General features: G+C 66.6%; 11 protein-coding genes. 5 read left to right on the forward strand and 6 right to left on the reverse strand.

The window, feature by feature from the left end:
- Positions 1–12: 12 nt before the first annotated feature.
- The gene (lpxB, locus tag C8267_RS09850; protein ID WP_106634495.1) at positions 13–1,161 is read right to left on the reverse strand and encodes a lipid-A-disaccharide synthase; all 1,149 of its coding nucleotides are present in this window, start codon (positions 1,159–1,161) and stop codon (positions 13–15) included.
- Between the two features lie 293 nt (positions 1,162–1,454).
- Between lpxB and C8267_RS09855 the strand changes: the two genes are divergently transcribed.
- From C8267_RS09855 to C8267_RS09875, 5 genes are all read left to right on the forward strand, one after another.
- Positions 1,455–3,023, forward strand: a complete 1,569-nt coding sequence (locus C8267_RS09855) for a sulfatase family protein (RefSeq protein ID WP_087362085.1) — start codon at positions 1,455–1,457, stop codon at positions 3,021–3,023.
- Between the two features lie 441 nt (positions 3,024–3,464).
- Complete coding sequence (locus C8267_RS09860) at positions 3,465–5,420, forward strand: LTA synthase family protein (RefSeq protein WP_234025744.1); 1,956 nt, start codon at positions 3,465–3,467, stop codon at positions 5,418–5,420.
- Between the two features lie 277 nt (positions 5,421–5,697).
- On the forward strand, positions 5,698–6,390 hold the full coding sequence (locus tag C8267_RS09865) for a hemerythrin domain-containing protein (protein ID WP_106634496.1): 693 nt from the start codon (positions 5,698–5,700) through the stop codon (positions 6,388–6,390).
- Entirely contained in the window at positions 6,387–6,995 is a 609-nt protein-coding gene (locus C8267_RS09870; RefSeq protein WP_106634497.1) for a response regulator transcription factor, read from the forward strand. The genes C8267_RS09865 and C8267_RS09870 overlap by 4 nt, the downstream gene beginning before the upstream one ends.
- 29 nt (positions 6,996–7,024) lie before the next feature.
- Positions 7,025–7,942, forward strand: a complete 918-nt coding sequence (locus tag C8267_RS09875; RefSeq protein ID WP_106634498.1) for a cation diffusion facilitator family transporter — start codon at positions 7,025–7,027, stop codon at positions 7,940–7,942.
- A gap of 547 nt (positions 7,943–8,489) precedes the next feature.
- Here the strand turns inward: C8267_RS09875 and yidD are convergent.
- The 5 genes from yidD to C8267_RS09900 form a co-directional block, all read right to left on the reverse strand.
- Positions 8,490–8,750: a membrane protein insertion efficiency factor YidD gene (gene yidD / locus C8267_RS09880; protein WP_106634499.1), complete on the reverse strand. Its 261-nt coding sequence runs from the start codon at positions 8,748–8,750 to the stop codon at positions 8,490–8,492.
- Positions 8,707–9,018 (reverse strand): ribonuclease P protein component, encoded by a 312-nt coding sequence (locus tag C8267_RS09885; RefSeq protein WP_234025747.1) that lies wholly within the window; start codon positions 9,016–9,018, stop codon positions 8,707–8,709. The genes yidD and C8267_RS09885 overlap by 44 nt, the downstream gene beginning before the upstream one ends.
- A gap of 93 nt (positions 9,019–9,111) precedes the next feature.
- A complete protein-coding gene (locus C8267_RS09890; protein WP_234025745.1) occupies positions 9,112–9,969 on the reverse strand; it encodes a uroporphyrinogen-III synthase in 858 nt (285 codons plus the stop codon).
- A 29-nt stretch (positions 9,970–9,998) separates the two neighbouring features.
- Positions 9,999–11,741, reverse strand: coding sequence for a DUF4271 domain-containing protein (locus C8267_RS09895; protein WP_106634501.1), 1,743 nt, complete (start codon positions 11,739–11,741; stop codon positions 9,999–10,001).
- Positions 11,738–12,931 carry a sensor histidine kinase gene (locus tag C8267_RS09900; protein WP_106634502.1) on the reverse strand — a complete coding sequence of 398 codons (1,194 nt, stop codon included), beginning with the start codon at positions 12,929–12,931 and terminating at the stop codon, positions 11,738–11,740. Before C8267_RS09900 ends, C8267_RS09895 begins: the two co-directional genes overlap by 4 nt.
- Positions 12,932–13,007 lie beyond the last annotated feature (76 nt).

The following is a 13,007-nucleotide window of genomic DNA, read 5'->3' on the forward strand; positions in this document are numbered from 1 at the left end:
TCGTCTCTTTGTTTACCGGTCATTGGGGGCGGAGTCGCGGCGGAGCTCCCCGACCATGCGGCGGGCGAAGCGCTCGCTGGCCCCCGGGCCGCCGATGATGCGGCGCAGCTGGTCGAAGTCGTCGAGCATGCGCTGCCGCCGGGAGCCCCCTTCGAGGATGGCGCGCAGCTCGCGCTCGGCCGCGGTGATGTCGAGGTCGGACTGGATGAGCTCGCGCACCGCCTCGCGCCCGAGGTTGAGGTTGACGAGCGAGACCCAGGGCACCTTCAGCACGTAGGGGCGCAGCTTGACCTGGAACCAGAGCGTGCGGTAGACCACCACCTCGGGGATGCCCAGCAGCGCCGTCTCGAGCGTTGCGGTGCCCGAGGTGACGACGGCCGCCTCGGCCGCCGCAAGGGTTTCATAGGTCTGGTCGCAGACGTAGCGGATGGAGCTCCCCGCCATGTAGCGCTCGTAGAGCGCGCGGTCGAGCCACGAGACGCCCGCCACGACGAACTGCCGCTCGGGGAAGCGCTCGGCCAGACGGGCCATGAGGGGGAGGTTGTCGCGGATTTCGCCGGCGCGGCTGCCGGCCAGCAGCGCCACGATGGGGCGGCTGTCGAGGCCGTTGCGGCGGCGGAACTCCTCGGGTGTGGGGAGCTCGGGCAGCCGCCGGTCGATGGCGTCGACCAGCGGGTTTCCCTCGAAGATGGGGGTGATGCCCTTCGAGGAGAAGTATTGCCGCTCGAAGGGGAAGATGATGAAGAGGCGGTCGACGTAGCGGCGGATGGACTTCACGCGGTATTCGCGCCAGGCCCACACCTTGGGGGCGATGTAGTAGAAGGTGCGGATGCCCTGCTCGTGGGCCCAGCGGGCCATCTTCATGTTGAAGCCCGGGTAGTCAATCAGAATCAGCACGTCGGGGGCGAAGGCGGCGACATCCTGCCGGCACTCGAGCATCTGGCGGCGGATGGTTCCCAGGTTGCGGAGCACCTGCACGATGCCGAAGAACGAGGTCTCGCGGTAGTGCTTCGCCAGGTTGCGCTCGCCGCCCGCACGGGCCATCCGGTCGCCGCCCCAGAAGCGGAACTGCGCTTCGGGGTCGGCCTTGCGGAGCCCTTCGATGAGGTTTGCGCCGTGCAGGTCGCCCGAGGGTTCGCCTGCGATGAGGTAGTATTTCATGTGCGGAAGTGTTGCGTTGCGGCGGGCGGGGCGCCGGGCCCCCCTCTCCCGTCCGCGAGACAAAAATAGCGAATCCCGGCGCTTCGGCAAAACTTTTCGGCCCCAAATCGGCCGCGCGCCCCGCCCGAGGGGTGCACCGCATCGAAAAAATCGTATCTTTGTCTTCAGAAACGGTCCCGGCCCGCCGCCCGGCGCTTCGGAAGGCACCCCGTCCGACGCTCCGGCTCCGCCCCGGTCCCGAAGAGCAACCAACCGACAACCAACCCAAAACAAAAACCCATTCCGAACCTCTCATGAAGCGTTCCCCCCTTCTGCTTGCCGGCGGCATTGCCGCCGTGGCGGCTTCGACCGCCGGCTGCGGCTCCCGCCCCGAGGCGCCCCGCCGCCCGATGAACATCCTCTACATCATGACCGACGACCACACGTCGCAGATGATGAGCTGCTACGACGACCGTTACGCCTCGACGCCCAACCTCGACCGCATCGCCGACGAGGGCGTCCGCTTCACCAACAGCTTCGTGGCCAACTCGCTGAGCGGCCCGAGCCGCGCCTGCATGCTCACGGGCAAGCACTCCCACGCCAACGGCTACACCGACAACACCTTCTGCGCCCCGTTCGACGGCTCGCAGCAGACCTTCCCCAAGCTGCTCCAGGGGGCCGGCTACGAGACGGCCGTCGTGGGCAAGTGGCATCTGGGAAGCCTCCCCACGGGCTTCGACTACTGGGAGGTGGTCCCCGGCCAGGGCGACTACTACAACCCGCTCTTCATCCGTCAGAGCGGCGACACGACCCTCTGCGAGGGCTATCTGACGAGCATCATCACCGACAAGAGCATCGAATGGCTCGAACACGGGCGCGATACGACGAAGCCCTTCTGCCTTCTGGTGCACCACAAGGCGCAGCACCGCAACTGGATGGCCGACACCTGCCATCTGGCGCTCTATGAGGAGCGCGACTTCCCGCTGCCCGAGACCTTCTTCGACGACTACGAGGGGCGTCCGGCTGCCGCCGCACAGGAGATGTCCATCGCCTCGGACCACGACATGGATGTGGTCTACGACCTCAAGATGTGGCGCAAGGGGGTCCGCAGCCGGCTGAGCGCCGGTTACGAGCGGATGCTCGACCGCATGAACCCCGAGCAGCGGGCCGCCTGGGAGCGCTTCTACGGGCCGCTCATCGAGGAGTTCTACCGCCACGAGCCGCAGGGACGCGAACGGGCGCAGTGGAAGTTCAACCGCTACATGCGCGACTACCTGAAGACGCTCCGCTCGCTCGACGACAACGTGGGGCGGCTGCTCGACTACCTCGAGGAGTCGGGTCTGGCCGACAACACGCTGGTGGTCTACACCTCGGACCAGGGCTTCTACATGGGCGAGCACGGCTGGTTCGACAAGCGCTTCATGTATGAGGAGTCGATGCGCACGCCGCTGGTGATGCGCCTGCCGGGCGGTGCGCGGGGCGACATCGATGCCCTGGTGCAGAATATCGACTACGCCCCCACCTTCCTCGAGCTGGCCGGGGTGCCGGTTCCCGACGACATCCAGGGGCGTTCACTGCTGCCGCTGCTGCGGGGCGAGCATCCCGCCGACTGGCGCCGTGCGCTCTACTACCACTTCTACGAATATCCGGCCGAGCATATGGTCAAGCGCCACTACGGCGTGCGGACCGAGCGCTGGAAGCTCATCCACTTCTACAACGACATCGACTGGTGGGAGCTCTACGACCTGGAGGCCGATCCCCACGAGCTGCACAACCTCTACGGCGAGCCGGCTTATGCCGACACGGAGGCCCGGCTGCACGAGGAGCTGCGGCGCCTGCAGCAGCAGTACGGCGACCCGATTGAGGAGCAGCTGACGCGCTGACGCGCGGGGCAGCGCCCGATAAAACGCCTGCGGGACGACGGAACCTCTCCGCCGTCCCGCTTTTTATGGGGCCGCCGAGCCTGCTTTTGTGGTTCGTCCGCCGCGCCCGGCTATTTTATGGTTTGTCGACCGGCCCCCGTCTGCCTGCCGGCCCGCCGCGCCTGTCCACCGCGCCTGCCCGCCGTCGGCCGGCCTCCGCCCGCCTGCCTGTCGTCCGGCCCCGTCCGTTTCTCCACCCTTCCCTCCTGTCCACCGCCGGCCCCCCCCGCCGTCCTCCCGCCGTCTTTTCGGTCGGTTTCCCTCCTCCGTAGGTCGCCAAACGGACGCCGCAGAGCGCTTTTTCGCAACAAAATCGTACCTTTGCACCGGGCCCTGCCGCCGGGCCGGTTGCACTCTGCGCACCGGTGCCGCCCCCGAGGCGCCCCTCCAATACCGAAGACCATGCAAAAGAGACTCCTGTTCCCCCTTGCCACCTTCTGCGCCACCACCCTGGTGATGGCGCTCCAGAAACCCGTATTCCTCCTCTACTACGCCTCCGAGGCGGCCCGTTACGGCTTCGGCGACTGGTGCCGGGTCGTCTGGCACGGCCTCTCGCTCGACATGACCGTGGCGGGCTACGTCACCGCCCTGCCGCTGCTGCTCACGCTCCTCTCGCTCTGGGTCACCCTCTCCGACCGCACGTGGCGGCGCATCTTCGGCCTCTACTTCTGGGTGGTGGCGCTGGTTGCGGGGGCGGTCTTCGCCGTCGACCTGGCCCTCTACGAACACTGGGGCTTCCGCCTCGACGGCACGGCGCTGATGTACCTCGACGCCCCGAAGGAGGTGCTGGCCAACGTCGACTGGTGGATGGGCATCCGCCAGACGCTCTTCTTCGCCGCCTGCACGGCGCTGCTCGTCTGGCTCTACCGCCTGCTGGTGCGGCGGCTCTTCCTCCCGGCGGGACGCATCCCGCTGCGCGGGGTGTGGAGCCTCGTGCTGCTTCTGCTCGGCGGCTTCGACTTCCTGGCCATCCGCGGAGGGGTCGGCGCCTCGGTGGCCAACGTCTCGAAGGTGGCCTTCAGCCCCGAGATGTTCCTCAACCAGGCGGCCGTCAACCCGCTCTTCTCCTTCCTCTCGACGCTGGGCGACGACGGCTCCTATGCCGATGCCTACCCCTTCTTCCCCGAGGAGGAGCGCGCCGCCCGCTTCGAGGAGCTGCGCGGCAACCGCCGTGCGGAGGGTGCTCCCGCCGCCGCGGGCTATGCGTCGGCTTCCGCTCCGGCCTCTGCGGAGGATGCCGCCCCGACCGGCGCTCCGACCGGCGCTCCGGCCGCTTCCTCCGGCTCCGTCCCGGCCGATGCGGCCGATGCGGTGCTCCGCACGCAGCGCCCCAACGTGGTGGTCGTGCTGCTCGAGAGCTTCGGCCGTACGGTGATGGATGCCACGTGCGAAGGCGAGCCCGTTATGCCCAACATGCAGCGGCTCAAGAGCGAGGGGGTCTGGTTCGAGAACTTCTTCGCCAACTCGTTCCGCACCGACCGCGGCGAGGTGGCCGTCCTGAGCGGCTTCCCGGCCCAGACACTCCTCTCGGTGATGAAGCTCCCGGCCAAGGCCGCGACGCTCCCCTCCATCGCCCGCTCGCTGGGGGAGGAGGGCTACGCCACGAGCTTCACCTACGGCGGCGACCTGAACTTCACCAACCAGGCCTCGTACCTCTACGCCACGGGGTGGCAGGAGCTCGTATGGCAGCGTGACCTGCACTTCGACGCCCCCGCCTCGCACTGGGGCTACGACGATGCGGTGATGTGCGACTACTTCGCGCGGCGGGTCATCGAACTCGATGCCGGGGGGCACCCCTTCCTTGCCGGACTGCTCACGCTGAGCAGCCACATCCCCTTCGATGTCCCCTATGCGCGCTTCGACGACAAGGTGCTCAACGCCATGGCCTTCTCCGACGAGTGCGTCGGACGGATGGTCGAGCGGCTGAAGGCCTCGCCCGCCTGGGAGAACCTGCTGCTGGTGCTGGTGGCCGACCACGGCTACCCCTATCCCGAAGGCATCGCCTACAACATCCCGCTGCGCCACCGCATCCCGATGCTCTGGCTGGGGGGCGCCGTGGCACGGCCGCGCACGGTCGAGGACTATGGCTCGCAGATGGACTTCGCGGCGACGCTGCTGGGGAGCATGGGGCTGAGCCACGAGGCGTTCGACTACAGCAAGGACCTCTTCGACACGGTCAACCAGCCGCGGCGCTTCGCCTACTACACCTTCAACGAGGGCTTCGGCGTGGTCGACGCCTCGGGCGAAGCGGTGTGGGACTGCGCCGCCGACCGCGCCGTCTCGGTCACCTCGCCCGAGCTGCTCGACGTGGGGCGCACGCTGCTGCAGACGACCTATGTCGACATCGACCGCCGTTGAGGCCGGCGGCCCGGTGGGGTGAGGCGGCCCGAAAATACCTGAAAATGGGGATTGCACATTCCCGCCGCAACGGCTATCTTTGGACGGTTCAAACAGGCCGCCCCGCCCGACGCGCAAGGCTGCGGAAGAGCCCGCCCGGCGCTTCGGCCCGGCTGCGGAAGGTTCCCGGTTCCGAGTGCGCTCCGGCGACGGCATCCCGGTTCCCGGCTGCGGAAGAGCCTACCCGGCAAAACACTCAGGGCCTCCGGCTCCGAGGCGGCTGCAAAACGATGAAACCATGTACAGAATAGGAAAATACGACGTCGACGACCGCATGTGCGACCTGGTGTGCGACAACTACCCCGTGCTGCTGGTCATGAGCCGCTTCGGCATCTCCCTCGGATTCGGCGACGCTACCATCGGCGAGGTGTGCCGCGCGGCGGGGGTCGATGCGGCCACCTTCCTGGCCGTGGTCAACATGCTGACGGCCGGCGAGGCGATGCCCGCCGACGACCCCTCGGGCCTCTCGGTCGAGGCGCTGCTGGGCTACCTTCACAATTCGCACGGATACTTCCTCGACTTCCGCCTGCCGGCCATCCGCCGCAAGCTCATCGAGGCCATCGACTGCAGCAGCGACGTGGCGCTGGTCGTCATCCGCTTCTTCGACGCCTACGTGGCCGAGGTGCAGAAGCACATGGCCTACGAGGAGGGGCGCGTCTTCCCCTACGTGCGGGCGCTGCTCACCGGCACCCGTCCGGATGACTACTCCATCGACGTCTTCAGCCGCCACCACGACCAGGTGGAGTCGAAGCTCTCGGAGCTCAAGCGGATTCTGATTCGCTACTACCCGGCGCAGGGGACCAACGAGCTCAACAGCGTCCTCTTCGACCTCTTCACCTGCGAGCAGGACCTCGCCTCGCACAACGCCGTCGAGGACAGGCTCCTCACCCCGGCCATCCGCCGCCTCGAGCAGAAAGGGGGTCCGCAATGAGCAAGGCGCTGAAATTTGCCGTCGCCGAGCCCTCGGCCATCATCCGCTGCGGGCTGCTGGCGCTGCTGCGCGAGATGCCGGGCGTCAACCTCGACATCCTTGAAATCGGCGACATGTCGCGTCTTGCGATGCTCCTCACGCGCCACCGCCCCGACGTGCTGGTGGTCAACCCCGCCTCGCTGGGGCTCATCACCCCGCAGCAGTTGCGCGACGAGTCGGGCTGCGAACGGATGCGCTGCGTGGCGCTGCAGCTGGCCGTGACCGACTCGTCGGTGCTGCAGGCCTACGACGAGACCCTCTCGCTCTACGACTCGGAGGAGCAGCTGCGCGCCAAAATCCTGTGGCTCGAGGGGTCGCGCGGCACCGAGCCGCGGCAGGAGCCCCTCTCGGCCCGCGAGCGCGAGATTGTCATCTGCATCGTCAAGGGGATGACCAGCAAGCAGATTGCCGACCACCTCTGCATCTCGACCCACACGGTCATCACCCACCGGCGCAACATCGTCGCCAAGCTGCAGATTCACTCGCCGGCCGGGCTGACCATCTACGCCATCGTCAACAAGCTGGTCGAGCTCTCCGACGTGAAGGAGAGCATCGGCGAGCTCTGAAGGGTACGAAAAGACAAACATCAAACAATATGGCACAGGAACCTCATCATCACCATCATCATCCGCTCCCGGCCGACGCCTCGTCTCTCAACCGGGCCTTCGTGCTGGGCATTGCGCTCAACCTGCTCTTCGTCATCGTCGAGTTCGTCGTCGGCCTCTGCTACGGCTCGATGGGTCTGCTCTCCGATGCGGGCCACAACCTGAGCGACGTGGCCGGCCTGCTGCTGGCGATGCTCGCCTTCCGGCTGTCGCAGAGCCCCGCCACGTCGCGCTACACCTACGGCTACAAGAAGAGCACGGTGCTCATCTCGTTGCTCAACTCGCTCATCCTGCTCATCGCCGTCGGGGTGATTGTGGCCGAGAGCATCGGCCGCATGCTCCATCCCGAGGCGGTCACGGGGGATGCCATCGCCTGGACGGCCGGCGTCGGGGTCCTGGTCAACGGCTTCACGGCGTGGCTCTTCATGCGCGGCAAGGGGCGCGACCTCAACGTCCGCGGCGCCTTCCTCCACATGGCGGCCGACGCCCTCGTCTCGGTAGGGGTGCTGCTCTCGGGCGTCATCATCTCGTGGACGGGGTGGAGGCTCATCGACCCGATTGTGGGTCTTGCCGTGGCGGCGGTCATCGTCGGCTCCGTCTGGTCGCTGCTGCGCGACAGCCTGCGCCTCTCGCTCGACGGCGTGCCCGAGGGCATCCGCCTCGAGGAGGTCGAGCGCACCATCGCCTCGGTCGAGGGGGTGCGGGGCGTGCACCACATCCACATCTGGGCCATCAGCACCACGGAGAATGCCCTTACGGCCCACGTCGTGCTGGAGCCCGAAGCCGAGGCCCGCATGGAGCAGGTCAAGCATCAGGTCAAGGAGCGGCTGCACGAGGCGGGCATCGGCCACGCCACGCTCGAATTCGAGACGGCGGGCGAGCACTGCTGCGAACCGCATGACCTCTGAGCCGCCGGGGAAACGCTGCTGCGAGCCGCACGACCTCTGAGGTGCCGGGAAACTTCTGAACGGTTGAACGGTCCTTCTCGGCCCCCTTGGCGGCCGGCGCTAGCCGGGGCCGCCGGGTGACCTTCGACTCGTCTCTGCCGCGCGATTTTGGGACCGCCGAGCACCATCTTTCAGCCGCCGCGCACGACCTCTGAACCTCCGCGGCCGTGCAAACATGCAAAAAGCGCCCCGCATCCTCCGATTCAAGGATGCGGGGCGCTTTGTTTGTTTGTTTGTCTGTTTGTCCGGGGCTTTGGCGGCGCCTCTTTCGGCGCCTCTCGGGGTTTTCGGGCCTCCGGGGCCTCTCCGGACCTTTTTCTCCTTTTTATCCCGCCGGCCGTTGTGCCGCTTTGCTCTGCCCGGTCGTCATTCGGGCCTCGTCCGGCCGTTGTGTCGTTGCCTTGTCCGGCCATCGTTCGGTCGTCATTCGAGTCTTCTCAGGGCCTCTTCCTTCCTCTTTCCAGCCCCTTCCTTTTCCGGTCCCTCCCCGGTCGGCAGGCCGCGCCGCTCAGGGGACGGGGTCGTAGCCGCTGCCGCCCCACGGGTGGCACCGTGCAAGGCGCCGCAGCGTCAGCCAGCTCCCCTTCAGCGGGCCGTACTTGCGCAGCGCCTCGACGGCATACTGCGAGCAGGTGGGCGTAAAGCGGCACGAGGGGGGCGTGAAGGGGGAGATGCAGTAGCGGTAGAACTGCACCAGCACCAGCAGCGGAAAGGCGGCGACGCGCTTAAAGCCGTTCCGCAACGTTTTCCAGAATCCGGCGGACGGCATGGGCAATGGTCTTGTAGGGGAGCACCTCCTTCGAGGAGTAAATCAGCGCCAAATCGACGTTCGACTGCCCGCAGTGGTTCGTGAGCAGCTGCTTCTGCAGGCGGTAGGCCTCCTTCGTGCGGCGGCGCAGCAGGTTGCGGCGGTTGGCCCGCTTGTGGAACTTCTTGGGGACCGAGAAGAGCACCTCGACCGAGGCCTCGACGTCGGGTTCGGCGTAGCAGACGTAGCGGAACGGAAAGACGAAGCCCCCCTCGCCGTGCTGAAACAGCCGCCGCACGGCTCCGAGCGAACGGAGCCGCTCCGACGGTCGAAGGGCGTGGGGATGCTGCATCATGGTCGTGCCTCCTGTTTGTGCGCGGTGCTACTTGGCGCTCTCCGTACGGCGGACGCGGCTCTTCTTGGCGAGCTTGTGCTGCTGGCTGCGGATGAACTCCTCCTTGCGGGTGTCGGTGGTCAGCGCCACGGGCTGGGGCTCCTTGCCGGCAGCCACCTTCGTCAGGAAGATGTCCACGGCCTTGGCCATCGAGGGGGCCTCGGGCGTGGGGGCGTTGGCCAGCACGGTCAGACCCGCATCGAGCGCCGCACGCAGCGTACCCTCGCCGAAGACGGCGATGGCGGGCAGCCCCTCGGTGCCGAAGTGCTCGACGAGCGCCTTGACGTCCGACGGCGAGTAGAGGGCCAGCAGCCCGTACTCCTTCAGGTCGAGGTCGTTCAGGTCCGAGGCCACCGTGCGGGCCAGAATCACCGGGTGGAACGAGAGCTTGAACTTGGCCAGCGTCTCGGGCAGCTCGGATTTGTGGGGCTCGCTCAGCGTGAGCAGGAACTTCTCCTCCTTATGCTTGACAATCAGTTCGATGAGCGACGTAAAGGAGCCGTCGCCGAACGAGATTTTCCGTTTGCGGTAGACGATGTACTTCTGCAGGTAGAGCGCCACGGCTTCCGTCTGGCAGATGTACTTCATGGTTTCGGGCACGGTGATGCGGGCCTCCTCGCAGATGTGGAAGAAGCTGTCGATGGTGGTGCGCGAGGTGAAGATGACGGCCGTATGGTCGAGAATCTCGACCCGCTGTCCGCGGAACTCCTTCAGCGAGACGCCTACGACGCGGATGAAGGGGTTGTATTCGATAGCAACGTTGTGCTTCCGGGAGAGTTCGTAGAAGGGGGACTTTTCGATAATCGCAGGACGGGGCTGCGACACTAAGACTTTGCTAACTTTCAATGCTCTAACCATTTTTATGGTTGGGCGCCCTATCTCACGACGAGCAGCCACAACAGAGTGACGGGAAAGATTTCCACGGCGCAAAGGTACAAAATCCAAAGCAAAATCGAAACTTTTTTGCTGATAAAGAGCGCAAAAGTCTCCCTGAGGTACAGGAGGAACGTTATGAGCCACCCGGCCGTGAGCAGCCCCGCCCAGATGGTGTCGCTGCCGAGCGGACTGAGGGCGAAGAGGAGGATGACGGGGGCCAGGATGATGGCTCCCAGCGCGGCGTAGCCCCGTTTGATGCGGATGAGCTGCGTGGTGAATCCCGAGGTGAGGGTCACCCCGCCCACGGCGCGCAGCAGCAGGATGCCGTAGAGGTAGACGAGCAGGAAGAGGAGCCCGACACCCAGCGCCAGCAGCAGCGAGAGGGTGCTGCCGTTGCCCATGCTGAGCAGCTCCTGCGCGATGTCGGGACGGTCGCAGAGGCGCACGGCCGTGACCCCCGCCAGCAGGAATCCCAGTGCGAGGGCGATGTTCAGGAAGCGGGTGAATCCGGCGTTGCCCGACTCGTCGGAGGTGCGCTCCGAGTCGCGCCGCTCGAAGGCGACGCGGCCGACCAGGGCGCGCATGTCGCCGGGGTTGCGGTAGAGCAGCAGTCCGAAGAGGAGGGTCAGCAGCAGCACTAGCCCCTGGAAGGGGAGTTCGTCGGTGAGGCGCGGCTGCTGCTGTGCTGCGGGGCGCGGTGCGGCGAGCAGCGACTGCTGCCCGAAGAACTCCCCGGCGCCGACCGTGCGGTAGCCCTCGAGCGGGGTGCCGTCGGGCAGGTAGTGCAGCGTGGTGGCGTGCGCATAGAGCGAGTCGCCCGGCATGAAGGCGCCCAGCGGGCTCTCCCAGAGCGTGTCGGCGCCGGCAAGGCTGCCTGTAAGCGAATCGGCCTCCATGCGGAGCGAGTCGGGCATCGCTGCGGCGAGCGAATCGGGCAGCTGCGCGGCCGCCTCGGTCTGCGTTTCGGCCCGCATCCCGGCAGCGGCAGGCGATGCGGAGCCCACGGCGGCAGAGTGCCGCGCGTCGGCGGTGTGTTGTGTGGCGGTGTATCCGGCGTCGTTGTGCCGTGCGTCGGCGGCGCTTTCGGCTTGCTGAGACCCGGTTGTGTGCTGAGCTGCTGCGGAGCCGCTCTTCTGTTGTGTCCCGGCCGTCCGTTCGGTCTGCTTCCGGGCGGTGTCGGTTGCAGCGGCGTGCCCGCTCTGCTGCCCGGTGGCAGTCTCTTTGCTCCCGGCGTGCTCCGCCCGCGACCCGGCGGCGTGTTGCTGCCCGGCCGAACGTTGTGTGGCGTGTTGTCCGGCGGTATGTTGCGCCTCGTCGGCGTGTCGGGCTCCGGCTCCGGCTGTTTCGGAGGCGTGCCCCTGCCGCTCCGTCGTTCCGCTCCGGTGTGCGGCGGTTGCGTCGTTCGTCCGGTGCGTTTGGACCGTTGCGGCTCCGGCTGTGTGCGGCTGCGTTCCGGCCTCCCCGCTGCCCGCTTCGCTCCGGCCGGCCGCCTGCCGCTGCGTGTGCAGCGAATCGGCCGCCTCACGGTACGCTACGACCTCATCCCCGTACCAGAGAGCGGCTGCCTCCTGTACGGTCCCCTCCTGTACGGCTGTCCCCTGCGCGGCCCCCATCTGCACGTCCGTTCCCGGCACGGCGGCTTCCGCCTGCAGGGCGGCACCCTGCACGGAGGCCCCTTCCGAGGCGGAGCGGCCCGTTCCGCCGGCCGGAACGGGATGAAGGGTCATCGTGAGGCTTTTCATTGTTCGAAGCTGCGTTTAAGCGTGACGCGGATGGTCGTTCCCTTGCCGATTTCCGAGTCGACGACGGCAATCTTGCCGCCGTGGTACTCCTCGACGATGCGCCGCGAGAGCGAGAGGCCGAGCCCCCAGCCGCGGGTCTTGGTGGTGAAGCCCGGTTCGAAAATCCGCTTCCAGTTGCTCTTGGGGATTCCCTTGCCCGTGTCGCGCACGTCGACCATCACATGCTTGTCGTCCGACGAAATGCGCACGTCGATGGCGCCGTGGCCCTGCAGCGCGTCGAGCGAGTTCTTCATCAGGTTCTCGACCACCCACTCGAAGAGCGCCGCATTGATGTTGGCCTGCACCGGGGCGATGGCCAGTCCGTTGTAGTCGAGCGTCACGTTACGCGGGATGCGCTTGCGGAAGTACATGACCGATTCGCCCACCACCTCGTTGATGTTGGCGGGGGTGAGGGGCGTCTCGGAGCCGATTTTCGAGAAGCGGTCCACAATCTTCATCAGGTGGGCCAGGTCCTTGCCCATCTCGTCGACGGCGCTCTGGTCGACGGGCTGCGTGCGCAGGTACTCGAGCCAGCCGAGCAGCGACGAGGTGGGGGTGCCCAGCTGGTGGGCGGTCTCCTTGGCCAGACCTATCCAGACGCGGTTCTGCTCGTCGTGCTTCGTCGAGCGGAAGGCGACGAAGCCCAGCAGGATGAAGGCCGTGATGACCAGCAACTGGATGTAGGGGAAGTAGTAGAGCGACTTGAGCAGCGCCGACTGGCCGTAGAAGATGATGTGGTAGTGGTCGCTCGACCACCAGTAGCGAATCTGTACCGGCGGGTTCTCGTCGGTGAAGCGGTCAATCTGGCGGCGGAGCTTGTCGGGGTGGTCCAGAATCTCGTCGGGGACCAGGTGCGAGTAGTGCACCTTGAGGTTCTCGTCGGTGATGATGAAGGGGATGTTGTTGCTGTTGTTGATGATGTCCTGGATGAGGGGGTCCTGCAGCGAGTTGCCCATCACGTCGCGGTTGGCGCGCTCCATGGCGTGGGTCCAGAGCACGACGTCGTGCTGCTCCTTCTCCTTGAGGCGCTGGGCCATCTTGTTGGTGTAGAGCAGCGAAAGCACCCCCAGCGCCAGGCCGACGAAGATGACGACCACGCGGTTGCGGAACGAAAAGTTGCGGAACGATAATATGTTGCGTCCGAATTTCATCTCTTTTCCTTCGGTTTTTGCTCCTTTGTTTGCGGACCACGGCTGCAGCCTCCCGGTTGCGGGCGGTTTGGTTGCG

Origin of the sequence: Alistipes sp. Marseille-P5061 (assembly GCF_900290115.1) — a bacterium.
Classification (GTDB): Bacteria; Bacteroidota; Bacteroidia; order Bacteroidales; family Rikenellaceae; genus Alistipes; species Alistipes excrementigallinarum.